This is a genomic window from Caproiciproducens galactitolivorans (genome assembly GCF_004768785.1).
GTDB lineage: Bacteria > Bacillota > Clostridia > Oscillospirales > Acutalibacteraceae > Caproiciproducens > Caproiciproducens galactitolivorans.
On the sequence record NZ_SRMQ01000005.1, the window covers coordinates 71,787 to 94,820 of the forward strand.

Annotated in this window: 23 protein-coding genes, 5 tRNA genes and 1 riboswitch; of the genes, 9 read left to right on the plus strand and 19 right to left on the minus strand. The window is 45.5% G+C overall.

What is annotated here, in order from left to right:
* Positions 1-6: 6 nt before the first annotated feature.
* Together dapA and asd are read right to left on the minus strand one after the other, a co-directional pair.
* Positions 7-897: a 4-hydroxy-tetrahydrodipicolinate synthase gene (gene dapA / locus CAGA_RS06990; RefSeq protein ID WP_135659225.1), complete on the minus strand. Its 891-nt coding sequence runs from the start codon at positions 895-897 to the stop codon at positions 7-9.
* 48 nt (positions 898-945) lie between these two features.
* Positions 946-2,025 carry an aspartate-semialdehyde dehydrogenase gene (gene asd, locus CAGA_RS06995; RefSeq protein WP_135659227.1) on the minus strand — a complete coding sequence of 360 codons (1,080 nt, stop codon included), beginning with the start codon at positions 2,023-2,025 and terminating at the stop codon, positions 946-948.
* Positions 2,026-2,167: 142 nt separating this feature from the next.
* A riboswitch (Lysine riboswitch) is annotated at positions 2,168-2,343 on the minus strand.
* A gap of 91 nt (positions 2,344-2,434) precedes the next feature.
* On the opposite strand from asd, the gene queA reads away from it, so the two are divergent.
* From queA to CAGA_RS07040, 9 genes are all read left to right on the plus strand, one after another.
* Positions 2,435-3,481 carry a tRNA preQ1(34) S-adenosylmethionine ribosyltransferase-isomerase QueA gene (queA, locus tag CAGA_RS07000; RefSeq protein WP_135659229.1) on the plus strand — a complete coding sequence of 349 codons (1,047 nt, stop codon included), beginning with the start codon at positions 2,435-2,437 and terminating at the stop codon, positions 3,479-3,481.
* A gap of 14 nt (positions 3,482-3,495) precedes the next feature.
* On the plus strand, positions 3,496-4,626 hold the full coding sequence (tgt, locus tag CAGA_RS07005; RefSeq protein ID WP_135659231.1) for a tRNA guanosine(34) transglycosylase Tgt: 1,131 nt from the start codon (positions 3,496-3,498) through the stop codon (positions 4,624-4,626).
* 65 nt (positions 4,627-4,691) lie between these two features.
* Positions 4,692-4,988 carry a preprotein translocase subunit YajC gene (gene yajC, locus CAGA_RS07010; RefSeq protein ID WP_135659233.1) on the plus strand — a complete coding sequence of 99 codons (297 nt, stop codon included), beginning with the start codon at positions 4,692-4,694 and terminating at the stop codon, positions 4,986-4,988.
* A 60-nt stretch (positions 4,989-5,048) separates the two neighbouring features.
* A complete protein-coding gene (locus CAGA_RS07015) occupies positions 5,049-5,459 on the plus strand; it encodes a TIGR04086 family membrane protein (protein ID WP_167875180.1) in 411 nt (136 codons plus the stop codon).
* Between the two features lie 81 nt (positions 5,460-5,540).
* On the plus strand, positions 5,541-5,687 hold the full coding sequence (gene scfA / locus CAGA_RS07020; protein WP_135659237.1) for a six-cysteine ranthipeptide SCIFF: 147 nt from the start codon (positions 5,541-5,543) through the stop codon (positions 5,685-5,687).
* Between the two features lie 68 nt (positions 5,688-5,755).
* Positions 5,756-7,117, plus strand: a complete 1,362-nt coding sequence (gene scfB / locus CAGA_RS07025) for a thioether cross-link-forming SCIFF peptide maturase (RefSeq protein WP_135659239.1) — start codon at positions 5,756-5,758, stop codon at positions 7,115-7,117.
* A gap of 145 nt (positions 7,118-7,262) precedes the next feature.
* Positions 7,263-8,108: a pyrroline-5-carboxylate reductase gene (gene proC / locus CAGA_RS07030; protein WP_135659241.1), complete on the plus strand. Its 846-nt coding sequence runs from the start codon at positions 7,263-7,265 to the stop codon at positions 8,106-8,108.
* 49 nt (positions 8,109-8,157) lie between these two features.
* Positions 8,158-8,808, plus strand: a complete 651-nt coding sequence (locus CAGA_RS07035) for a stage II sporulation protein M (protein ID WP_243112973.1) — start codon at positions 8,158-8,160, stop codon at positions 8,806-8,808.
* A gap of 15 nt (positions 8,809-8,823) precedes the next feature.
* Positions 8,824-9,717: a site-specific tyrosine recombinase gene (locus CAGA_RS07040; RefSeq protein ID WP_135659243.1), complete on the plus strand. Its 894-nt coding sequence runs from the start codon at positions 8,824-8,826 to the stop codon at positions 9,715-9,717.
* Between the two features lie 19 nt (positions 9,718-9,736).
* Here the strand turns inward: CAGA_RS07040 and CAGA_RS07045 are convergent, their stop codons facing one another.
* The 17 genes from CAGA_RS07045 to lon all read right to left on the minus strand — a co-directional run bounded on the left by CAGA_RS07045 (position 9,737) and on the right by lon (position 22,955).
* The gene (locus CAGA_RS07045; RefSeq protein ID WP_135659245.1) at positions 9,737-10,750 is read right to left on the minus strand and encodes a tyrosine recombinase XerC; all 1,014 of its coding nucleotides are present in this window, start codon (positions 10,748-10,750) and stop codon (positions 9,737-9,739) included.
* Between the two features lie 471 nt (positions 10,751-11,221).
* Positions 11,222-11,971, minus strand: coding sequence for a DUF6873 family GME fold protein (locus CAGA_RS07050; protein ID WP_135659247.1), 750 nt, complete (start codon positions 11,969-11,971; stop codon positions 11,222-11,224).
* A gap of 12 nt (positions 11,972-11,983) precedes the next feature.
* Positions 11,984-13,171 (minus strand): ABC transporter permease, encoded by a 1,188-nt coding sequence (locus CAGA_RS07055; protein WP_135659250.1) that lies wholly within the window; start codon positions 13,169-13,171, stop codon positions 11,984-11,986.
* Positions 13,164-14,129: an efflux RND transporter periplasmic adaptor subunit gene (locus CAGA_RS07060; RefSeq protein WP_135659252.1), complete on the minus strand. Its 966-nt coding sequence runs from the start codon at positions 14,127-14,129 to the stop codon at positions 13,164-13,166. Before CAGA_RS07060 ends, CAGA_RS07055 begins: the two co-directional genes overlap by 8 nt.
* A 257-nt stretch (positions 14,130-14,386) precedes the next feature.
* On the minus strand, positions 14,387-15,757 hold the full coding sequence (gene radA / locus CAGA_RS07065; RefSeq protein WP_135659254.1) for a DNA repair protein RadA: 1,371 nt from the start codon (positions 15,755-15,757) through the stop codon (positions 14,387-14,389).
* 68 nt (positions 15,758-15,825) lie between these two features.
* Entirely contained in the window at positions 15,826-16,548 is a 723-nt protein-coding gene (locus CAGA_RS07070) for an N-acetylmuramoyl-L-alanine amidase (RefSeq protein WP_243112974.1), read from the minus strand.
* A gap of 120 nt (positions 16,549-16,668) precedes the next feature.
* Positions 16,669-17,094: a hypothetical protein gene (locus CAGA_RS07075; RefSeq protein WP_135659259.1), complete on the minus strand. Its 426-nt coding sequence runs from the start codon at positions 17,092-17,094 to the stop codon at positions 16,669-16,671.
* Positions 17,095-17,318: 224 nt separating this feature from the next.
* Positions 17,319-17,393 (minus strand) — tRNA-Cys (locus CAGA_RS07080).
* Between the two features lie 6 nt (positions 17,394-17,399).
* Positions 17,400-17,475, minus strand: a tRNA-Gly gene (locus tag CAGA_RS07085).
* A 5-nt stretch (positions 17,476-17,480) separates the two neighbouring features.
* A tRNA-Phe gene (locus CAGA_RS07090) sits at positions 17,481-17,556 on the minus strand.
* 3 nt (positions 17,557-17,559) lie between these two features.
* A tRNA-Asp gene (locus tag CAGA_RS07095) sits at positions 17,560-17,636 on the minus strand.
* Positions 17,637-17,642: 6 nt separating this feature from the next.
* A tRNA-Val gene (locus CAGA_RS07100) sits at positions 17,643-17,719 on the minus strand.
* An 80-nt stretch (positions 17,720-17,799) separates the two neighbouring features.
* Positions 17,800-18,687 carry an Hsp33 family molecular chaperone HslO gene (hslO, locus tag CAGA_RS07105; protein WP_135659261.1) on the minus strand — a complete coding sequence of 296 codons (888 nt, stop codon included), beginning with the start codon at positions 18,685-18,687 and terminating at the stop codon, positions 17,800-17,802.
* A 14-nt stretch (positions 18,688-18,701) separates the two neighbouring features.
* Positions 18,702-19,442, minus strand: a complete 741-nt coding sequence (locus CAGA_RS07110; RefSeq protein ID WP_135659263.1) for a class I SAM-dependent DNA methyltransferase — start codon at positions 19,440-19,442, stop codon at positions 18,702-18,704.
* Complete coding sequence (locus CAGA_RS07115) at positions 19,439-19,741, minus strand: YerC/YecD family TrpR-related protein (protein ID WP_135659265.1); 303 nt, start codon at positions 19,739-19,741, stop codon at positions 19,439-19,441. The genes CAGA_RS07110 and CAGA_RS07115 overlap by 4 nt, the downstream gene beginning before the upstream one ends.
* A gap of 181 nt (positions 19,742-19,922) precedes the next feature.
* Positions 19,923-20,510, minus strand: a complete 588-nt coding sequence (gene yihA / locus CAGA_RS07120; protein ID WP_135659267.1) for a ribosome biogenesis GTP-binding protein YihA/YsxC — start codon at positions 20,508-20,510, stop codon at positions 19,923-19,925.
* A 12-nt stretch (positions 20,511-20,522) separates the two neighbouring features.
* Entirely contained in the window at positions 20,523-22,955 is a 2,433-nt protein-coding gene (gene lon / locus CAGA_RS07125) for an endopeptidase La (protein ID WP_135659269.1), read from the minus strand.
* Positions 22,956-23,034: the final 79 nt, after the last annotated feature.

Sequence of the window (23,034 nt, forward strand, 5' to 3'; positions counted from 1 at the left end):
GGTGTTTTATTTTACCAAATTATATTTTTTCATGATCGCGGTCAGTTTCAAAAGCGCCTCATCGCTCATAACTGTTAACGGCAAACGGCAGTCGCCGCTCTTAAATCCGAGTATCTTCATAGCCGCCTTTACCGGAATCGGGTTCACATCCATAAACATGGCCTGCATCAGTTCGATATTCTTCAGAAAAGCGTCGCGGCTGGAAGCAATATTGCCCGCGAAATAGTCGGCGCACAGTTTGTGCATAACGCCGGGAAGGATATTTGCCAGCACGGAAATGACCCCCTTACCACCTAAAGCCAGCATCGGCAATGTCTGGTCGTCGTTTCCGGAGTAAACATGCAAATTGTCCTCGCAAAGGGCAATTGTGCGCGCGACGGAGGAAATGTCCCCGTTGGCCTCTTTGGTCGCGTTGATATTAGGATGCTTGGAAAGCTCCAGATAGGTTTCCGGTTTGATATTGCAACCGGTGCGCGACGGAACGTTGTAAACAATGATCGGAAGATCAACCCGGTCTGCAATATAAGTGTAATGCTTTACAAGCCCGGCCTGAGACGTTTTGTTGTAATAAGGAGTAACCATCAGAAGCCCATCCGCGCCAAGCTCCTGCATAGAGCGGGAAAGCTCAAGCGCATAACGGGTATCATTGCTGCCGGAGCTTGCGATAACCGGAATCCTTTTATTTACCTTATCGATAATGAACTTTACAACATCGCAATGCTCGTCATGGCTTAGAACCGCACATTCTCCTGTTGTACCGCAAGCAATGATTGCGTCCGTTCCGTTTGCAATGTGAAATTCAATCAATTCATCCAATACTTCGTAATCTACGGAACCGTCGTCCTTCATTGGCGTGACCAGCGCGACACCGGATCCCTCAAATATCAGTTTTTTCATGAAATAACCTCCAAATTCGCAAGGATTGTTAATATTTGCAAGGATTGTTTAATCAAGATAGCCCTTTGCGCAAAGAAGCTCTGCCATTAAAACAGCGCCACCCGCCGCTCCACGCAGCGTATTATGGGAGAGGCATACGAACTTGATGTCGTATTGCGTGTCCGGACGCAGCCGCCCGATGGAAACAGCCATGCCATTTTCCAGGTTGCGGTCAAGCTTGGATTGCGGACGGTCTTCCTCGCGGAAATAATGTAGGAACTGCTTTGGCGCGCTTGGAAGCTGAAGCTCTTGCGGAACACCCTTGTAATTTTCCCATCTTGAAATAATTTCTTCCATTTCCAGCTTTTTGTCGAAGGAAACAAACACCGCAGCCGTGTGTCCGTCGGAAACCGGCACGCGCAGGCACTGTGAGGTAATGCAGGGGGAAGAGGCGTTTACAATTACGCCGTTTTCCACGTGGCCCCAGATTTTGAGCGGCTCATTTTCAGATTTTCCTTCTTCACCGCCGATAAAGGGAATCACGTTATCCACGCTTTCCGGCCATGTCTGGAAGGTTTTTCCTGCACCGGAAATCGCTTGATAGGTACAGGCAAGTACTTTGGTAACATTTCGATCCATTAATGGGTGGATTGCAGGAACATAGCTTTGCAACGAGCAGTTTGATTTTACGGCGATGAAGCCGCGTTTTGTTCCCAGCCTTTTGCGCTGAGCGTCAATAACAGCTATGTGGTCGGCGTTAATTTCGGGGATAATCATCGGTACGTCGGGCGTCATGCGGTGTGCGCTGTTGTTCGACATAACCGGGCACTCTGCTTTTGCGTAAGCTTCCTCCAGCGCTTTGATTTCCTCTTTTTTCATATTGACGGCACAGAAGACAAAGTCAACTAAGGACGCAACCTTTTCCACGTCTTCCTCCGCGTTCAAAATCACCATGTTTTCCATGGACTTCGGCATGGGGGTTGCCATCAACCAATGATCGCCGACTGCTTCTTTATATGTTTTACCGGCAGAACGCGAGCTGGCCGCGAGAGCGGTAACCGTAAACCACGGATGCTTCTCAAGTAAAGTCGCAAATCTTTGACCAACCATGCCGGTCGCACCTATTATACCTACCCTATACTGTTTCATTGGTGTTCCTCCTGTAATTATATGATAAAACTTAGAAAAAATAGAATGATATTAAAAAAACCGGTTGAAAACCGGTCATCAAGTAAAATATAATGTAACTATTCGACTTTTACCGGCCTAAATTCATAACATACAATCCGGTCTTGTCGATAGCGCTCCATCACAAAAACATGATGACAGTTGCAATGTTATTCACAATAGCAACCAGGTGAATTTCTGCCCTGAAATCCCCTTCGGCGAGTTTACCTTTCACGGAAAATCAACAGCTCTGGCAGCTTCCGTCCCGCTACTCTTTAAATTCGCGCCTCTATCTTATAACAATAATTTAATTAATAATAGCATGACTTGCTATTACTTGTCAATTTATTTATAATAAACATTTGTAATATAATAAGTAGGAGATTAAAAAATGGAATTGGATTTGCAAAATTTACAGACAAAAGATTTTTATTATGATCTTCCGAAGGAACTGATCGCCCAGACGCCTTTGGAACCGCGCGATTCCTCCCGCCTTTTAACCTTAAATAGGAAGACGGGTGAAATATCCCATAAACATTTTTACGATATTATCGACTGTTTGAATCCCGGCGACTGCCTTGTTTTAAATGATTCCCGTGTTTTACCCGCGAGGCTTTACGGAGTAAAAGAGGACACAGGCGCAAAAGTGGAATTTTTGCTTTTAACACACCGGGAAGGGGACGTATGGGAAGTCCTCTGCGGTCCCGGAAAACGGGCCAAACCGGGAACTCGCTTTTCTTTCGGCGACGACCTTTTAAAAGCAGAAGTGCTGGAAATCATTGAAGACGGGAACCGTCTTGCCCGTTTTATTTATGACGGGAATTTCTATGAAATCCTTGATAAAATCGGGCAAATGCCGCTTCCTCACTATATTACAAAGCCTTTGGAAAACAACGAACGCTACCAGACGGTTTATTCCAAAGAAATCGGTTCTGCTGCCGCGCCGACCGCCGGGCTGCATTTTACGCCTGAATTGCTGGAAAGGGTGAAGCAGAAAGGCGTAAAGGTTGCCTTTGTAACCCTGCATGTCGGCCTTGGCACCTTTCGTCCCGTAACCGCTGAAAGGGTTGTTGATCATAAAATGCATTCCGAGCATTACTACCTGCCCAAGGAAACGGCAGACTGCATTAATGCAACAAAAAAGAACGGCGGCCGGGTGATTGCGGTTGGAACCACGAGTTGCCGCACTTTGGAAACGGTTGGGACAAAGGAAGGCTGCATTAAGGAAAGCTCTGGCTGGACAGATATTTTTATTTACCCCGGATACCAATATAAAGTACTTGACGGCCTGATCACCAATTTCCATCTTCCGGAAAGTACACTGATCATGCTTGTCTCCGCTTTTGCGGGGTACGACCATATCATGAACGCATATAAAGTTGCCGTGCAAGAAAAATACCGGTTTTTCAGCTTTGGCGACGCAATGTTTATCTATTGAAAGGCGGATATGGAATGTATAAATTAATCCGGAATGAAGGAACAGCCCGCAGGGGAGAATTGGTTACCCCGCACGGCACCGTACAGACACCAGCGTTTATGAATGTGGCAACCTGCGGCGCGATCAAAGGCGGCCTTTCCGCATTGGATTTAAAAGAATTGAAATGTCAGGTACAGCTTTGCAATACCTACCATCTGCACCTGAGGCCCGGCGATGAAACGGTAAAAAAACTCGGCGGCCTGCACCGTTTTACCCGATGGGACGGCCCCATCCTTACCGACAGCGGAGGGTTTCAGGTCTTTTCGCTTGCCAAACTGCGGAATATTCAGGAAGAAGGCGTTACGTTCGCCTCGCATATCGACGGCCACAGGATTTTTATGGGCCCGGAAGAAAGCATGCGGATTCAGTCAAATCTTGCTTCCACAATTGCGATGGCCTTTGATGAATGCGTAGAAAATCCCGCGGAATACGACTATGCGCGGAAATCCTGCCAAAGGACGGTCCGGTGGCTCTACCGCTGCAAGGCGGAGATGGACAGGCTGAATTCGCTGCCCGATACCATCAACCGAAAGCAAATGCTGTGGGGAATTAACCAGGGGAGCACGTATGAGGACCTGCGTATTGAAAATATGCGTCAGATTCGGGAGCTTGACCTTGACGGCTACGCCATCGGCGGGCTTGCGGTAGGGGAGAGCACCGAAGAAATGTACTGCATCATTGAAGCGGTGGAACCGGAAATGCCGAAGGACAAGCCCCGCTACTTAATGGGCGTCGGCACCCCCGAGAATATCTTGGAAGCAGTTAAGCGGGGGGTTGATATTTTCGACTGCGTAATGCCGTCCCGCAACGCGCGCCACGGTCATGTTTTCACATGGGAAGGTTGCCGCAACCTGTTTAACGCGAAGTATACGCTGGACGAAGCGCCGCTGGATGAATCCTGTGACTGTCCGACTTGCCGTGATTTTTCCCGCGCGTATATCCACCATCTGTTCAAGAGCGGCGAAATGCTTGCTATGCGGCTTTGTGTGACGCACAACATCTATTTTTACAATACGCTTCTGGAACGAATCCGAAAATCCTTGGACGAGGGGAATTTTCAGGAATTCTATAACAACAATATACGCAAATTGGACACCAGAATCTAAAAAACCTTGCAACATGTCTGAAATATTGGTATAATCAAAACATTAACATGGAGGTGTAGTGTTCAATGAACGCATCAGAATCAAGCAACTGGATTATTGTTATCCTGTATATTGCAATTTTTGCCGGTTTTTACTTCTTCTTAATACGGCCGCAGTCCAAGAAAAAGAAGAATGAAGATAAAATGCGCAAAAGTGTGCAGGTCGGGGACGAGATTACAACCATCGGCGGCATTGTCGGCCGCGTCGTAGGAATTAAAGAAGATGACAGTCTTATCATCGAAACCGGTTCCGACCGCGCGAAAATGCGTATCCGCCGCTGGGCAATCGGCAGCATTGATAATGCGCGTGAAGAAGCGGAATAATTAGTATATCTTCGCCGCGCCCTGAATATCTATTACTAGATTATGGAGGGGGCGCAGGATATGAAGGGTAAAAAGCATACAGCAGGAAATCCGATTCTGGAAGCGATAAAGGCCATTGTGATCGGTTCCGTAACCGGAGCTTTGCTCAGCGCGATCCTGTTGGGTCTTGCCGCGTTAGGGTTTGTATCGGCGGGGAACTTTTCCCATAATGTGATTTCTCCCATGATGATCGCACTTTCCGTATTGGCGGCTTTTGCGGCCGGATTTTTGACCGCGAAGGTTTCCCGTAAACGGGGTTTGGCTTACGGCGCCCTGTCCGGGCTGCTGCTTTTTATTCTGTATCTGATCGCCGGACTGGTCGCGTCGAACGAACCGGTTTCCTTTACGGCGGGCATGCGGATGATCGTAATGATTCTTTCCGGCGCAATTGGCGGCTTACTTGGGGTTAACAAAAAATCGAAAGTAAAATAAACCCTTTTCTTATGAATTATCGTGTGATATAATAGCTAAGGTTTTTGAAAAAGTTTACAGAGGAAACGGAGGTTTTTAAGAATGAAGCAGATTAAGACTTTGAATAAAGCCAATTTGAAAGAGAGTGCAGCAAAGGGCGGCTGCGGTGAGTGCCAGGCGTCCTGCCAGTCGGCTTGCAAAACTTCCTGCACAGTTGCAAATCAAAAGTGCGAGAATGCCGATAGATAACAAATAACGAGATCACCACTAAGGGACAGAAATCTGTCCCTTAAATTTTGTGTTAAACGGAGTATATCATGATTCACAAGTATTCCCTAAATGGATTCAACATTGTGCTGGATACCAACAGCGGCGCGGTGCACCTTTTTGACGAGGTACCTTTTGCCATGCTAGATTATTTACAGGACGATGTTCCGGATCAAGCGCCGCAGGATATGCTGGACGCTCTGTGCAGAAAATATGATCGGAAAACTGTCGAAGAAGCGTATGACGAGCTGAAGGAGCTGTACCGCCTGGGGCAGCTTTTTTCTCCGGATGAGTACGAAAAATTTGCGGGGATGATGAAAGACGCCCCGCTGAAGTCCATGTGTCTGAATGTTGCGCATGACTGTAATCTTCGGTGCGAGTACTGCTTTGCGGCTAAGGGCGACTTTGGCCGGGGACGAATGCTGATGCCCTTTGAGGTCGGTAAAAAAGCAATCGATTTCCTGATTGAAAAATCAGAGGGCAGGCATAATCTGGAGGTGGATTTTTTCGGCGGCGAACCGCTGATGAATTTCGAAGTCGTTAAGCAGATCGTAGCCTATGCCCGTGGAATTGAGAAGGAACATAATAAAAACTTCCGCTTTACGATTACAACCAACGGAATTCTTTTAACAGATGATAAAATTGATTATATTAATAAAGAGATGTCGAACTGCGTGCTGTCGATTGACGGCAGGAAGAGTGTGAACGACTTGCTGCGCGTACGTGCAGACGGTTCGGGAAGCTACGATACAATTGTACCCAAATTCCAAAAGCTGGTTGCTTCGCGCGGGGACAAGGACTATTACGCACGCGGCACATTTACAAAGCACAATCTTGATTTTACTGAAGATGTGCTCCATATGGCGGAGCTTGGCTTTGAACAGATTTCCATTGAGCCGGTTGTTTCCGACGAAAAGCTTGACTATTCCATAAAAGAAGAGGATCTGCCGCGCGTTTTCGAAGAATATGAGCGCTTATCCAAAGTAATTATAGAGCGGAAAAAAGCAGGGAAGGACTTTCATTTCTTCCATTTCATGATTGACCTGAACCAGGGCCCATGCGCCGTTAAACGCCTGCGCGGCTGCAGCTGCGGCAACGAATACATAGCCGTTACGCCCGAAGGGGACATTTTCCCCTGCCATCAGTTCGTTGGGGATGACAGCTTTAAAATGGGCAATGTGTTGGACGGTACATTCGACGAAGCCATAAAGCATACGTTTGCGCTTGCCAATATCTATTCTAAACCGGAATGTAAAAACTGCTGGGCGAAATTCTATTGCAGCGGCGGATGCAATGCAAATAACCAGCAATACGAAGGGGATATTCATAAGGCGCACAAAATCTCTTGCGAGCTTGAGAAAAAGCGGCTGGAGTGCTCGATTATGATTCAGGCGGCATTAGCGGAAGCCTGATCAAACCATAAAATACATGTTCCTATCACAATGCATAGGCTTGTATTTTTATTCACTTGGTTTACATAATATAATTTACATAAAAAATATTCATTTGTATAAAGCTGAATGAAATGAATATTTTTATATTGCGAAGCGGCTGGAAATGGTTTATAGTATTATTTACAAGGCGGTGTTTGAATTGGAAGAAAAAGGATTGGGATTTATTGGCGCCGGCAATATGGCCGGGGCAATCATAAACGGAATCGTCGGTACAAAAACGTTCCCTGCGCAAAAGATTTACGTTTATGATATCAACACGGAAAAGAGCGAGGCTTTAAAGAAAAAAGCAGGAATTCAGAGTGTGCCTTCCCTTGACGAGCTGGTGAAAAACTGCAGCATTCTTTTTCTGGCGGTAAAACCTCAGAATTTTTCTGAAGTCTTAGCGGATCTGAAACCTTTTGTAAATGACCGGATTTTATTTGTTTCGATCGCTGCGGGTATTTCCACGAGTTACATTACAAGAGAGCTTGGCTGCAACTGTCCGGTCATCCGGACGATGCCGAACACGCCGCTCCTGGTCGGAAAAGGCGCTACGGCCATGTGCAAAACAGCCAATGTTGCCGATGAGGACTTTCAGTTGGTGCAGTCTCTTTTTGCCGCGTGCGGTACCGTAACCGTATTGGATGAAAAGCAAATGAACGCAGTCATTTCCGTAAACAGCAGCAGTCCTGCCTATGTTTACCTGTTTGCCAAAGCGATGATGGACAGCGCGGTGAAGCAGGGGATTGATGCCGCAACAGCGTTGGAGCTGATCTGCCAGACATTTGAAGGGAGTGCGGAAATGCTGCGCCAGCCGGGTCTAACGCCGGAATCGCTGATAAAGATGGTATCGTCGCCGGGGGGCACCACTTTAAAAGCGCTGGATGTGTTTTATGCGCATCATTTTGAAGGAATCGTGGACGAGGCAATGAAAGCCTGTACAAAAAGAGCCGAAGAGCTGGGGAAATAATCATATAAGACAGTTTGTACTCATACACTTTTTAAGGGGGTGCATGAGTATGGCTGTAAACGCAGATAGACTGAAACAAAATGCTGCTGCAAACGGCAGAATTTTTATGGATTCTTTACGCGAGAACCGGGAATTGGTATTCTTTTCTGTATTTTTAATCTGCGGTATGGCATTCGGCGCAGTTTTTGCCAGAAACGCGGATATGATTACACTGAAAAAACTGGATTTTCTATTTTACAGTAATTTTCAATCAAGGGCCGGACAACCAATGTCTACTGTTTTTTCAGCGTCTTTTGCTTCCTCATTCCTTTTTATATTTGTTTGTTTTCTTTGCGGCCTTTCCATGTGGGGCATGCTTTTTATTCCTGCGGTCCTTTTCTTCCGCGGATTCGGGCTGGGCTTGACATCGGGCTATTTATATGCGGCTTACGGAGGAAAAGGAGTGCTTTTCAATTTATCAGTTATTTTACCGGGAGCGTTTGTCTGCTGCATTGCGATTTTGCTTGCGGCGAAGGAAGGAGCCCGATTTTCCCGCGTGATCGCTTCATGCAGCGCCGGGGCCGGAAAAAAGGCAATCGGCCCGCCAAAAATGAAGCCCTATGTCTTGCGTTTCGGCGCGATTTTGACGGTGGCATTTTCGGCAGCTGTTTTTGACGTCCTGTTTTCGGGATGTTTTGCGGGTATGTTTTCTTTTAAATAGAGGGGATAGAACAAGATGAACGACTACTGTGCAGATTACAGCGATTATCTAATCAATAAAAAAGCGGTGTCTGCAAACACACTGGATTCTTATATTCGCGATGTGGAACATTTTTTATCTTTTCTGGAGGAAAACGGGCTGAGCGACCCATGCAAAGTAGATACGGAATGGATGAACGCCTATGTGAAAAGGCTGATTGAAACAAAGAAATCAAACGCCACAATCACGCGTAATGTTGCTTCCATCCGTAGCTTTTTTCAGTTTTTGATGATCAACAATAAGATGACGAGTAATCCCGCGAAAGCGATACACGTGGCAAAACCGGTCAAAAAACTGCCGCAAATATTGAGCGGCAAGGAAATCGAGCTGCTTTTGGCGCAGCCGGATCGATACGAACCAAAGGGCTGCCGCGACAAGGCCATGCTGGAACTGCTGTACGCAACCGGAATCCGGGTTTCCGAGCTGGTTGATTTGAATTTAGAGGATATGAACTTACATAACGGATTACTGAAATGCTGCAGCGGGAAAAACGAAAGATTGATTCCGGTATATCCTGCGGCAGTAAATGCCGTTGCGGAATATATACAGAATGTCAGAAGCCTGATTATCACGCCGGATGGGGGACATGCCCTGTTCACCAATTTGAACGGGCGCAGGCTTACACGCCAGGGCTTCTGGAAAATTGTAAAGGGCTACGCGGAAAGCGCGGGGATTGTAAAGGAAATTACACCGCATACGCTCCGCCATTCTTTTGCGCTGCATTTGCTGGAAAACGGCGCCGAACTGAAGGATATTCAGCTAATGCTTGGACATGCGGATATTTCATCGACACAGGTATATGTGCATTTGTTAAACGACCATTTTAAAAAAGTTTATAACAGTTGCCATCCCAGGGCAAAACTGGGGTAGAACATTAAAAAAGGATCGGTTATACCGGTCCTTTTTTGTTCTTTATCTGGATTTTCAGCGGCTCTCGCTGTTTAACATGCGAAAGGGGATTTGCCTCCGACGCATTCGCCATCTGTTCGTTGGAAAGATGCGTATAGATTTCGGTAGTGCCTAAATTTTCGTGGCCCAAAATGTCCTTTAAAACGCGAATATCGACGTGCCCGTGCTGGTACATCAATGTGGCGGCCGTGTGTCTGAGCTTATGTACGGAATAATCCTCCAGTTCAATTTCAGAAAGATATTTTTTTACAAGATACTGGACGGTTTTCGGGCTGATCCGTTTCCTTTGCTTACTGATAAATAGTGCGTTCTTGTCAATCAGCGCATCTTTCGGGCGTACTGTAATATAACGGTTAATGGCGTCAATACAGGCTTCGTTCAGATAGACAATCCGTTCTTTATTTCCCTTTCCGACGATGCGTATTGTTTTTTTATTATGGTTTACATCGTTTAAATTCAGGCTGACAAGCTCCGAAAGACGCATTCCGCAATTTAAAAAAAGCACTAGAATACAGTAATCCCGTTCTTTTGTTGACCCGTCCACTTTAGAAAGCAGTTCCAGGCATTGTTCCAGCGTAAGGTATTTTGGGAGGGATTTTTTCGCTTTCGGCGTTTCCAGTTCTTGGACCGGGTTGGTATCCAGTTTTCCGGTCTTATTTGTTAGATATTTAAAAAAAGTCCGGAGACTGGATACTTTCCTCGATCTGGTTGAAGCTAGGTTATTTCGCTCTGTTGCCAGAAAGTTCATGTATTCGTAAACATTGGTCAGCGTAATGGTCTTAATTAAAGCAAGGTCTACGTCAGAAATACGGATTTCTTCGAATTTGGTATTGGGCGGTACCAGATTCCGCTTTTGCTTGATATAGCGGAAAAAAGTACGCAGATCAAAATAATATTCTTCGACCGTTTTCGGAGATTTTCCTCTGATCGTTCCCATATATCCTAAAAATTCCTTGATGATCGGCGGAGCTTCCGCTAAAAGTTCGGGCTTCATAATTCAGTCAACTCCATTTTTGCACCCACCCTAATTATACAAAATATTCATTTTGTATAATTGTATTGTTTTTTTTTAGGAATGTCAAGAACTCCTACTCCATTTCTTCCTTTTTACAGTCCGAACTTTAAATTTTTAGCAAGCCCTGTATATTTATCATACTGTGCGTGGTTTTGGCAAAAGCATGGATAACTCATTTTATATTTGGGGCATCCGTCCGTGGTCTGTTCTAATCCGGCCCCGCAGATTCTGCAATTCAATTCGGCATCGTATCTACTATAGTCACAGGTATCACATCCCGTTAACACTCTTCCATTCTCAATCATACTATCATCCATCTATTCAAATTATTGATTATGAAAGAATTCTATTCCCATCCTTTCAAAAAGATCACTATAAAATTAATTTTACCCCTGCAAAGACATTCTATTCTAACGATTCTTTGGCAGAAAATGTGGTAAACTTTATGCGCTATCCGAATGTTTTTAACGGAAGAATCCCGCCGACATCGGTTAAAGGATCTTTTGTAAGAGAGATTAACTGCACATTCTTATGGTTACAAAATGCTTTGATCTTCAAATAATCGGGATGCGCTTCAATAGTGCCGGCAAACGCAAGCCTGTTTTTCCCAATCATACCGCATGCGCCGCCAAGGAAGCCGTATTCATACCCCGGTAGCGCAACAAAACCGGGTCTGATTTTCAGGACCTCCATGTTTGCGTGGGCCGCCGAAGCCGCTATGGAGGCATCTTCTGTAATGATTGCATTTTCACTAACAATAACCGAAGAACATTTTGCGTATCCTTGTTTTGCAGAAAGGATTGCAATTTGCTTTTTGCCGCAATAATCCACGATCACAGCATCCAATGTCTTTGAATTTGCGATTAATTTTGCGCCGATGCGGGCGGCATTTAAAGCTACGTCTTTGGGGTAGTTTTTTTCAAGATTCGAATGGGAATATACGGGATAAAATCCGTAATGCTCCAATGCTGTTTTTAGATATTCCTCTCCCTTCGCGACAACGATGGCGGTATCTCCTAAAGGATGGCAGAGCATATCTGCATGGGTGCAAACCGGTAAACTCAAATTTTTACATGGCCTTACCGGTAAAACAGTAATATTCCGTTTGCGAAGCGCATCGATTATTTTCGGATATGTACCGGACATGGCCGCCAGCGCCACGTCCGCTTCAGGTAAATTCGGAGAATGGATAAAACGCATATCTTTTTTCCTCTATTCCTGTCTGAGCGCGTCAACCGGCTTCATATTCGACGCCTTATAAGCCGGATAAATCCCGAAAATCGTTCCGGAAAGAATGGAAAACGCTAACACCGGCAAAACCGCATCCCCCCGTATATTCAGCGCCATGCCGAAATAATTTGCACCGGCATAGGATATAAGATAACCTGCGGCTAAACCGAAGATACAGCCGATGAAGGAAATCAGGACTGCCTCGAACATAAATTCCAGCATAATAGAGCTGCGTTTTGCGCCAATTGCTTTTTTTATGCCGATTTCCCGCGTCCTCTCGTTGACAGATACCAGCATGACCGTCATAATGCTCAGGCTGGCCACAAATAACGAAATCGAACCGACCGCTGTAAGAATTAAAGTGATGATATCCAGCATATTCGTCAGGCTGTCCTTTTGTTTTGCCAGATTATTGGAAACAAACGCACCCGTTGAACACTTGTTTCGATCCAGTTTATCAACAATCGCTTGCCCTATGCGGTCAACGTTTCCGCCGGATTTAATCTTTACCGCAATTTGGTCAAAATAATCCTTGCCCGAAGCCTTTTGAACGGTGGTATAAGGTACGTACACAAAAGTTGGAATGTAATTTCCGATAATATTTTGCAGCAGACCGCTGCCAGTCTTTATAATACCGATTACCTTATAATTCTCTTCCGCTCCCCCGCACAGAATGGTGACTGTTTTCCCGATAATATTGCTTCTGAAATACGTACTTTTTGAAAAAGCTTCGTCCACAAGGCACACATTTGCGCCATCCCGGATATCTTCGTTATTAAACATCCGTCCGTAAAGCAGATGAATGGAAATAATCTGATTTGCTTTTGTGTCGATTCCCCACAAAATCGCTTTCGTACGGATTTTTCTTGCCGTTACCTCTGTACTTTCTACCAGGATGGGTGTCGCCTGCTCAACCTGGTCACAGCGTTTAATAATATTCAAATCGGTTTCATTTAGGGAAACGGAACCGGCGTCCTGGGATGCCGATATTGTCAGGCCGCTCAAGCCTAGGCTTTCCAATTCCGTGCTGAGCGCCGTTGTGCCGCATCGACTGATATTTCCGACAATAATTACGGAGGAAACACCAATTGCGATCCCGAATATGGTTAAGGAAGTCCGGACGCGTTTCCTTTGAAGGTTCCGGAACGCGGATTTAACATAATCAATCACCCGAATTCACCGTCCCTCTTTTGACTGGTACTACATAAGAGCCGTTGGAAACGGAATCCGGGTTATTTATAATTTCATCATTTTTTGAGATGCCGCTTGTTATTTCAAAGCCTTTGTCAAACTCTCTGTTTGTTTTTACAGGCGTTTTTACGGCCTTTTTCCCGTTTAACTTGAAAACATACTCATTCCCGTCTTTATCCGCTCTGACAGCTTCGTATGGGGCAATAAGAACCCCTTCGTTTTCAGAAGTAATAATCTTTGCCTTTGCGGTGTAGCCGGGTTTAATTTCACCGCCCGCTTTGTCTACGCTTACAATTACTTCTACAACGGTTTCTTCGCCGCTTTTTGAAAGGACCTGCTTTGCATCGGAAGAAATTTCTTTGACAACGCCGGTATAAGCGGTATTTTTAAAACCGACGCCGGTAATAATTGCCTTCTGCCCTGTCTTTATATCGGATATCTGGGATTCATTTACGGAAAGCCGGATCTGGAGCTGAGCGGGGTTGTCTGAAATAATCGCAACCGGCTGGCCGGTCTGAATATAGCTTTGTTCTAAAGCGTTTAGCGATAGGATTTCTCCAGCATAGGGCGATGTAACGGTCTTTGTTTTGATATTTTGCTGAAACCCACCGGAAAAGTCTGTTTCAGACTGCAATTCGTCTTCAACTCCGCAGAGATCGCTGTCCAAAGTCTGGACTTCCATTAACGGTTGTCCAGCGGAAACGACGTCCCCGGTTTTTACAAAAATCCGGCTGACATATGCTGCGGATGGTGAAAAGACATGGTGTTCGGAAACCCTTTCTACCCTGCCGCTACAGATTACGGAATCATCAACTGTAAGTGGATATACCTTTACAACACTTACTGGAATGGCGGAATTACGGGAAATTTCGCCCCAAGTGAAGATAGCGGCAAGGGTTAATGTTGTAAAGGCAATTAACATTACATTTCTTTTCATTGATTTCCCCCCGTTCCAACTTATTTTGTGAAATCGGGGAAGAAAATATTAGTATCAATTCTCGGAATCCTGTGAATAATTTTCGCTCATGTTCCCCAAAATATTGCTGAGGTGAACATATATGAGCATCATACAATGTGATGAAGATTGCCTTTATCAGCATGACGGCTATTGCAGCCTTGAAATGCCATCTGCGATCACAAATTATACCGGGGACGGCTGTGTGCACTGCATTAAGGTCACTCCGCGAAACTCGGTTACAAATCCGATGAAGCCTCAAACGCCTCCCTCACGTTTTTAACCCCGATCAGCCGGATGCTTTTTGGCTGGGAATGCAGTTGTTTCAGGCTGTGGTAAGGCAAAATGCATTTGGTAAAACCGAGCCGTTCCGCTTCGTTGATCCGCGCTTCCGCGTGGGTTACGGAGCGGATTTCTCCTGCAAGGCCAATTTCACCGAATACAATCGCGTTGTCGCTGATCGGAACATCCTTTAAGCTGGAAACCAGCGCCATGGCTACCGCAAGATCAGCCGCAGGTTCATCCAGCCTTAATCCGCCAACCACGTTGATATACGCGTCCAAATTCGAAAAATAGAAACCTGCGCGTTTTTCTAAAACAGCGAGAAGCAATGACATCCGATTGTAGTCAAAGCCGGTAGACATTCTCCTTGGATTGCCAAACCCCGTAGTTGTGGCCAGCCCCTGTATTTCCGCAAGAATCGGTCGGGATCCTTCCAGAATACTGGTAACGCAGGTTCCGGATACATGTTTAGGTCTCCCCGAAAGAAGGGCGAGCGAAGGGTTGTCCACCTGATGCAGCCCTTGGTCGTCCATATCGAAAACGCCGATTTCATTCGTTGAACCGTAACGGTTTTTGACAGCACGCAGAATCCGGTAGGACATCTGACGGTCACCTTCAAAATAAAGAACAGCATCCACAATGTGCTCAAGCACCTTAGGCCCGGCGATCGCGCCGTCCTTATTGACATGGCCGACAAGGATAGTAGGGATTTCCAAAGACTTTGCGGCGCGCATGTAAGCGTTTGTGCATTCGCGCACCTGTGTAACGCTGCCGGGAGACGAGTTCAAATCGATATAGTTCATTGTCTGAATGGAGTCAATCATCACTAAATCCGGTTTGTGCGTCCGCATTTGTTCGATAACACATTGTACATCCGTCTCGGTTAAAATATAAAGGTTTTCGCTTTTTACGCCCAAACGGGCGGCACGAAGCTTAATTTGTCTGCTTGACTCTTCGCCGGATACATACAGTATTTTTAACGAGCGACCAAGGTATTCGCAGATCTGTAAAAGGATCGTCGATTTTCCGATTCCCGGCTCACCGCTGATGAGAATCAGCGAACCCTTTACAATTCCACCGCCGAGTACTCTGTCCAACTCGCTCAACCCGGTGTGGTAACGCTCTTCATCTGTGGTACTGATTTCATTAATGGAAATGGGCTTGTTTAGGCTGTGTACCACAGATGTTCCGGCGTTTTTTGAAGCGGCGGGTTCCCGGAATTCCTCATTCATGCTGTTCCACTGGCCACAGCCGGGGCATTTGCCATACCATTTTGCCGACTCAAAACCGCATTCTGAACAAATATAGATACTTTTTGATTTCGCCATATTTTAATCCTCGTTTTTCTGATTCTATATCTAAAATTATAGACGATGCGAATACCAATTACAAGCTGTTACAGCTTTGAATGATAGTAATCAAGGAAGCCGCTGTAGATGGCAAAGGCCATTTGCTTTTGGTAAACCGGATTGTTGAGTTTTTCCGCCTCCGATTCATTGGAAAGAAACCCACATTCAACCATTACGGCAGTTACCTTTGAATTCCATAACAGATAGATTGAGCTTGTGGCCGGTTTTGTTTCGCGCTTATTTTCCGGTTGCAACAGTTCGACAATGCGGCTTTTTATACTTTCCGCAAGCTCTTTGCTTCCCTCATTTTTTTGCGAATAAAAAATCTGCGCGCCACTATAGCGGCTGCTGGTAAAATGATTCTGGTGGATGCTTAAAAAAATACAGTTTCGTTGCGCTTCAATGATTTTCAGTCGGTTATGAATGTCGCTTACCTTCCGCTCCCTCACCGTATCTAAATTTTCGTCACAGATCGATTCGTCGGTTGTTCTTGTCATAACAACATGGAAACCGGAGGCTTTGAAAAGCTGTTCCAATTGCAGTGCGATCTTCAGGTTGATGTCCTTTTCCAACGTTTTTGATTTGCCGACGGCCCCTCCATCTTCCCCTCCATGTCCCGCGTCAATGACAATAGTCGGATTTCGCTTTTCAGCTAGCGCAGACGCCATTTTATCTATTTTATCATAAGAGATGTAGGATAATAATAAAAATACGAGGCAGCTTAAAATTAAAATAGCGATCGGGACAAAATAATTTTTGGACGATTTCAAGACAATCACCCCATGCGACATCTATATGCAAGGGATGATTTTGGATATGTATGAAATAAGTTGCCGGGCCTAAAAAGTCCGCCTTTTCTGACACAAATCCAGAAAAGGCGGACTGAAAATTTATTTTGCTTTTTTAAAGAGTGGTGTTGTCTGAATACTGGGATCTTCCGCCCAGTCGAGAATCGTATTTACTGCGGTGCGGGTAATTTTTGTATCTTCTTGAACCTCTGCAAGCTGTTCTTCCACATTGGAGAGCCGCTCCTCCACACCAGAAAGTCTCCCTTCCACGCCGGTAAGCCGTTCTTCCATACCGGAAAGTTGTCCTTCCACACCGGTAAGCCGCTCCTCCATACCGGAAAGTCGCCCTTCTACGCCGGTAAGCCGTCCTTCCACATTGGAAAGCCGTTCTTGCACATTGGAAAGCTGCCCCTCCATGCTGGAGAGTCGTCCTTCCATACCGGTAAGCCGTATATCGACAGAATGAACTTGCGTTTTCACGCCCTGCATATCTTCGTAAATTTTTATAAGTAATTCGTGGTCATTCAATTCATATCACCACCTTATTGTTAGCAGTATAACATTATATTTAAAATCTTTCAAGGTTCTACTTCACAAAAATAAAGTAAAATAGTATCCCCTCCGACTGTACCCGAAAGGCGAATCATCATCGCGAATAGGCGATTTTTAGCAGTACTGCGTTCATACGAGAATATGCAAAAATAATCACCAATGACACTTTATTGCAATCATTGGTGATTATTTAATAATTCTGGAGGCGTCACCCAGATTCGAACTGGGGAATCAGGGTTTTGCAGACCCATGCCTTACCACTTGGCTATGACGCCAATTTTTGGAGCGAACGACGAGGCTCGAACTCGCTACCTCCACCTTGGCAAGGTGGCGCTCTACCAGATGAGCTACGTTCGCGTGTTTGGTGCCTCCGGGCGGAATCGAACCACCGACACGGGGATTTTCAGTCCCCTGCTCTACCAACTGAGCTACAGAGGCAAATGGCGACTCGGATCGGGATCGAACCGACGACCTCTAGCGTGACAGGCTAGCGTTCTAACCAGCTGAACTACCGAGCCATCCTATGGTGGGAGCAATAGGACTCGAACCTATGACCCCCTGCTTGTAAGGCAGGTGCTCTAACCAGCTGAGCTATGCTCCCATTCTGTGTCGCAGTTATCAGCGACGTGTTATATAATACTATATCTTGTAGCAATTGTCAACACTTTGCCTGCAATTTTTTCATTTTTTTGTTTTCTGAGCGGCAATGCGGTTTAAATCCTGCTCCGTTAACGGATACGCATGACCGCAATATTGGCACTTTACTTCTGCAGTCCCATCCTCCCCTGCGAGAGAAAGAATTTCCTCAGCAGGCAATGTGGAAATCGCACGTTCCACCCGTTCCAAACTACAGTTACAGACGTAACTGACCGGGAACTCGTCAAGAATCTCCATTTCAAAACCATGTAAAGCCGTTCTGCACATTTCTTCAATGCCCATTCCCTTTGCCAGCATGGAAGTAACGGGTTCCAGATCCTGAACGTTCTTTTCCAGTCTGTCGATATCTTCCGGATTTGCTCCGGGCAGCACCTGAATCAGCATTCCGCCGGCTAAAATCCGGCGAATGTCTTTTTTATCAATCAAAACGCCCAATGCGCAGACAGTAGGGATTTGTTCGCTGACCGCATAGTAATTTGTAATATCTTCTGCAATTTCCCCTGATTGAATCTCTACCTGTCCGATATAAGGCCTGCCCTCCCCGTAATCACGGATAACACCCAAAATACCGTTATTCCCTACAGCTCCGCCGACATCCAGCTTTCCATTTGCTTTCAGCGGCAACTCCACTTCGGGATGGTCAACGTATCCACGGCAGTTTCCTTTGCTGTCAGCAACAGCGACAACACTTCCGAGCGGGCCTTTTCCATTTATTTTGAGCGTTACCGTAGCGTTTTCCTTTTTTAACATGGAACCCATAATGGAAGTCCCGGTAAGCAGCCTTCCCAGTGCGGCTGTAGCAACCGCGCTGGTTTTGTGAATTTGCTGGGCGGTAGCAACAAGGTAAGTCGAATCAATTGCCGCCGCCATAATTCCTCCGTCGGAAGTGAGACATCTGATAATTCGATCCATATAAACAAATCCTTTTAAACTTTTTTTGCCACAACGACTATCCGTTCCGCCTGATCACCCGGCTTTTCAAAACTGAGGTCGTCAAATAAACCAACGGTTTCCAATCCTGCCTGTGTCAGCATGGAAAGAATCTTTTGTATATCGTAGGCTCGTTCGTAAAAATGTTCGGAAGCCCTTCGGTATGTGCAGCCGTCCCGTTCGAAAAAGTCCAGCATGATACCTACGCGGCCTGTTTTTTCGTCAAAGCTGTTTTGCCAGACGCAGTAAACCTCGTCCGTATCGTAAACAAAGGTATGATTTCCCAGTACGTATTGATGTTTATACAATGTATTGATATCAAACAGAAAATACCCGCCCGGGTTTAAAAAGAGCGATACGCGCGAAAAAGTTTTCTGTACGTCGCGTTCCGATGTTAAATGATTAATACTGTCAAGCATACAGATTACCGTATCTACGGTGCCGTACAGGTCGATATTTTGCATTTTCTGGCAAAGGAACAGAAGTTGTAAACCATTTTCCGCCGCCTTTTGCTGCGCAACAGAAAGCATGGAGGCAGAGGCGTCAATCCCATACACGTCTATCTTGCGTTTGGCAAGCTCAATGGTAAGACTGCCCGTGCCGCAGGCTAAATCAAGCGTTAGCCCGGCATCATGTTTAAACCTTTTCAGCAAAGCACAAATATAGTCCGCCCTTTCCGAATAGCCAACATTTTGCGTAAGGTTGTCATAATAACGGGCAAAGGCAGAATAACTCATTCTGACTCCGTACCGTTTTCCAGCCGATTAAAGACAAGCGCATACCCGTCGCATCCATAATTCAGGGAACGGTTTACACGGCTGATCGTGGCGGTTGAAGCACCGGTTTGCGCGACAATATCGCTATATACTTTTTTTGTGCTCAGCATATGGGCAACCAGAAGGCGCTGGGACATTGCTTTAATTTCCGGAACCGTACATAAATCTTCGAAAAAATTATAACATTCGTCTACTGTTTTTAAAGTAAGAATTGCTTTAAATAGAAAGTCAACACTATCATCCTTAATTTTAGAATTCAAACAGTTTCACCTCTTAATCTTTTAGTAAGACATGATTTTAGCACACGAAAGCGTAAAAGTAAAGTAACCATCATCTTTTAATAGTAAAATAAAGAAATTAAATTTTCATAAATTTTTTATGCTTATTCTGTAAAAATTGTTAAGTATTTTAATTTTACTAGAAAAAAGATGCTTTTTCTTCTTATAGTTCATATTCGCTGCAGGCAGCGGTAATTCTGGCTCGAATTTCTTCAACCCCTTCGCCGTTAACCGCTGAAAACGGAATAAATTCCAGTTGTTGATTAAAAATTTCATCGAGCAATTGGAGCTGCGTTTCCCGTTCTGTTTTATTCAGCTTATCGCTTTTGGTTGCGACAATCAGAAAAGGAAAACCGGAATCCCGCAAAAAATCGATCATATGTATATCGTCGTCTGTCGGCTTATGGCGCATATCAATAATTTGCAGCACAAGCGCAATTTTTCGCTGCGCGTGAAAATAGCCCTCAACCAACTCGGCCCAACGAATTTTTTCAGATTGCGAAACGCGGGCATATCCGTATCCGGGCAGATCAACCAGTCGGCATTCTGGAGTCCTATAAAAATTAATCGTTCCGGTTTTCCCCGGCTTTGCGCTGGTTCTGGCAAGAGATTTACGATTGAGAACTTTATTAATCAAGGAAGATTTTCCAACATTTGAACGGCCGGAAAATACAATTTCCGGTAGGGTGGAAGATGGCAGCTGGTTTAATAATCCAGCCGCCGATTCAAATTCCGCTTTTCCAAAATTCACATTGTCACCCCGTTACTGAGGAATGCCGGACGACAAAACGCCCGATTGATTTTTTATTTTTTGCATAGGAATCTCGGTATCCGTCTCTACGTTCTGCTTTGGCTCGGGAAGTTTACACAGAGCGGCTTCCAAAACCTGATCAATTTTTTCCACCGGCAGGAAATCAACCGAATCCTTTACTGCCGAGTCAATTTCCGCCAGATCGGATATATTATCTGCCGGGATAATAACCGTTTTGATCCCCGAACGGTAAGCCGCCATGGTTTTTTCCTTAAGGCCGCCGATAGGAAGGACTCTACCAAGCAAAGTGATTTCCCCGGTCATTGCAACATCATGCCGTACCGGAATATTCGTCAATGCCGACGTAATTGCTGTCGCCATTGCCGTTCCGGCGGACGGACCGTCTTTGGGAATCGCACCCTCCGGTGCATGGATATGAATATCATATTTACTATAGAAGTCGTTGCTGATTCCGAGGGAAGCCGCCCGCGTCCGGATACAGCTGATAGCCGTTCTCGCGGACTCCTTCATTACATCGCCAAGCGAACCCGTGAGCTCAATTTTGCCCGTGCCATCCATTATGGCAACCTCGATCGGCAGTAATTCGCCGCCGACGCTGGTCCATGCAAGGCCATTGACAAGGCCGACCATATCGGATTTTGTTAATACATCCTTTTTAAATTTTTTCGGTCCCAACAATTCTTCTAATTTGTCAGGAGTTATCGTTATTTTCGAACTGCTGTCTTCAACAATTTTTTTGGCGCATTTCCTGCAGATAGCAGCAATCTGGCGCTCCAGATTCCGGACACCCGCTTCCCTTGTATAACCGTCAATCAGTTCGTGAATCGCCTTCGGAGTAATTCGCAGCATTTTTGCATTCATTCCGTGCTTTTTCAATTGTTTCGGGATCAAATGCTTTGAGGCGATATGATATTTTTCTTCGTGGGTATAACTGCCTAATGTGATCACATCCATACGGTCGAGCAAAGGCTCCGGTATGGCGGTGTAATCATTTGCGGTTGTAATAAACATAACCTTACTCAAATCAAAGGGCATATCGATGTAATGATCGAAGAAGGAAGAATTTTGCTCCGAATCCAGAACCTCCAGCAAAGCGGACGCAGGGTCCCCGCGGAAATCGTTGCCCAGCTTATCAATCTCATCCAGAAGGATCAGCGGGTTATTGGTACCGGCCTGCTTCAGCGCAGCAATAATCCGGCCCGGCATAGAGCCCACATATGTTTTACGGTGGCCCATGATGTCGGATTCGTCCCGGACGCCGCCGAGGGATACGCGCACATAATTGCGGCCGATTGCTTTTGCAATGGAACGGGCAATGGATGTTTTACCGACACCCGGAGGGCCGACTAAACAGATAATCTGACCCTTAATATCGGGCGAAAGTTTTTTCACCGCTAAAATTTCGATAATTCGTTCTTTGACCTTGGTCAGACCATAATGATCACGGTCAAGCGTTCTTTGTGCCCACTTTAAGTCGATACGTTCGCGGCTGCTGGTATTCCATGGAAGCTCCAGGCAGGTTTCCACATAACTTATGATAACGCTCGCCTCGTGGGAACCATACGGCATTTTTGCAAGGCGGTCGCATTCCTTCATGAGTTTATCATTTTGAAGTTTGGGAAGCTTCATTTTGGCGATCCGTTCCCGGAGTTCATCTGCTTCTCCCTGCGGGTTATCATCCTCGCCAAGCTCGTTGGAGATGGCACGCATTTGCTCCCGCAGGAAATATTCGCGCTGGTTTTCATCAATCTGTTCTTTGGCTTTCTCGCTGATCTGGCTTTCAATGGAGAGGATCTGAATTTCGTTCTTTAAAATTTCATTCAGCTTTTCCAGCCGTTTAACCGGATGAAGTTCCTCTAAAATCTGCTGTTTTCTTTCATAATCCAAGCTGATATTCGCGGTAATGTAATCCGCAAGTTCGCCGCAGTCCTTCTTCTGAACAACACCGATAATAATATCCGGTGGGATACGGACATAATTTTGAATATATTCCTCAAACAGGGACTGTGTGTAGCGGATTAACGCCTCTGTCTTGTGGGTTTCCTTATAGGTTATGTTTTCCGTTGGAGAAACTTCCACAAGAATAAAGGGATTTTCGTTCACAACAGATTGTATTTTTGCCCGGTACATTCCTTCTGCAAAAAGCCGGATTCCTTCATCGGTATGACGAATGACCTGCTTGATTTTTGCGACAATACCAATTTTGTAAATTTCCTCTCCAGTCGGCTCGTTGTCGTTCAGGCTTTTTTGAGCAACCAGAAAAATCTGCTGGTCTTCCTCCATTGCTTTCGACAACGCCAATATGGATTTTTTTCTGCCGACATCAAATTGCAGCAGCATCCCCGGGAATATAACCAGTCCTCTTAACGCGAGCACCGGAATTGTAATTTTTTCAATTTTCTCGAGTTCAAGGTTATTATTCATAGCATGTGTTGCTCCTTCAGCAGAAATGGCTGCTGCAAGTGATAACAAGTCTACCACGTGCAACAGCCAAGATACTTAT

What these genes read in the sequence shown, in the direction of transcription:
- dapA (WP_135659225.1), bottom strand. Translation starts at nt 897, where the DNA reads ATGAAAAAACTGATATTTGAGGGATCCGGTGTCGCGCTGGTCACGCCA.
- asd (WP_135659227.1), bottom strand. Translation starts at nt 2,025, where the DNA reads ATGAAACAGTATAGGGTAGGTATAATAGGTGCGACCGGCATGGTTGGT.
- queA (WP_135659229.1), top strand. Translation starts at nt 2,435, where the DNA reads ATGGAATTGGATTTGCAAAATTTACAGACAAAAGATTTTTATTATGAT.
- tgt (WP_135659231.1), top strand. Translation starts at nt 3,496, where the DNA reads ATGTATAAATTAATCCGGAATGAAGGAACAGCCCGCAGGGGAGAATTG.
- yajC (WP_135659233.1), top strand. Translation starts at nt 4,692, where the DNA reads ATGAACGCATCAGAATCAAGCAACTGGATTATTGTTATCCTGTATATT.
- CAGA_RS07015 (WP_167875180.1), top strand. Translation starts at nt 5,049, where the DNA reads ATGAAGGGTAAAAAGCATACAGCAGGAAATCCGATTCTGGAAGCGATA.
- scfA (WP_135659237.1), top strand. Translation starts at nt 5,541, where the DNA reads ATGAAGCAGATTAAGACTTTGAATAAAGCCAATTTGAAAGAGAGTGCA.
- scfB (WP_135659239.1), top strand. Translation starts at nt 5,756, where the DNA reads ATGATTCACAAGTATTCCCTAAATGGATTCAACATTGTGCTGGATACC.
- proC (WP_135659241.1), top strand. Translation starts at nt 7,263, where the DNA reads ATGGTTTATAGTATTATTTACAAGGCGGTGTTTGAATTGGAAGAAAAA.
- CAGA_RS07035 (WP_243112973.1), top strand. Translation starts at nt 8,158, where the DNA reads ATGGCTGTAAACGCAGATAGACTGAAACAAAATGCTGCTGCAAACGGC.
- CAGA_RS07040 (WP_135659243.1), top strand. Translation starts at nt 8,824, where the DNA reads ATGAACGACTACTGTGCAGATTACAGCGATTATCTAATCAATAAAAAA.
- CAGA_RS07045 (WP_135659245.1), bottom strand. Translation starts at nt 10,750, where the DNA reads ATGAAGCCCGAACTTTTAGCGGAAGCTCCGCCGATCATCAAGGAATTT.
- CAGA_RS07050 (WP_135659247.1), bottom strand. Translation starts at nt 11,971, where the DNA reads ATGCGTTTTATCCATTCTCCGAATTTACCTGAAGCGGACGTGGCGCTG.
- CAGA_RS07060 (WP_135659252.1), bottom strand. Translation starts at nt 14,129, where the DNA reads ATGAAAAGAAATGTAATGTTAATTGCCTTTACAACATTAACCCTTGCC.
- radA (WP_135659254.1), bottom strand. Translation starts at nt 15,757, where the DNA reads ATGGCGAAATCAAAAAGTATCTATATTTGTTCAGAATGCGGTTTTGAG.
- hslO (WP_135659261.1), bottom strand. Translation starts at nt 18,687, where the DNA reads ATGGATCGAATTATCAGATGTCTCACTTCCGACGGAGGAATTATGGCG.
- CAGA_RS07110 (WP_135659263.1), bottom strand. Translation starts at nt 19,442, where the DNA reads ATGAGTTATTCTGCCTTTGCCCGTTATTATGACAACCTTACGCAAAAT.
- lon (WP_135659269.1), bottom strand. Translation starts at nt 22,955, where the DNA reads ATGAATAATAACCTTGAACTCGAGAAAATTGAAAAAATTACAATTCCG.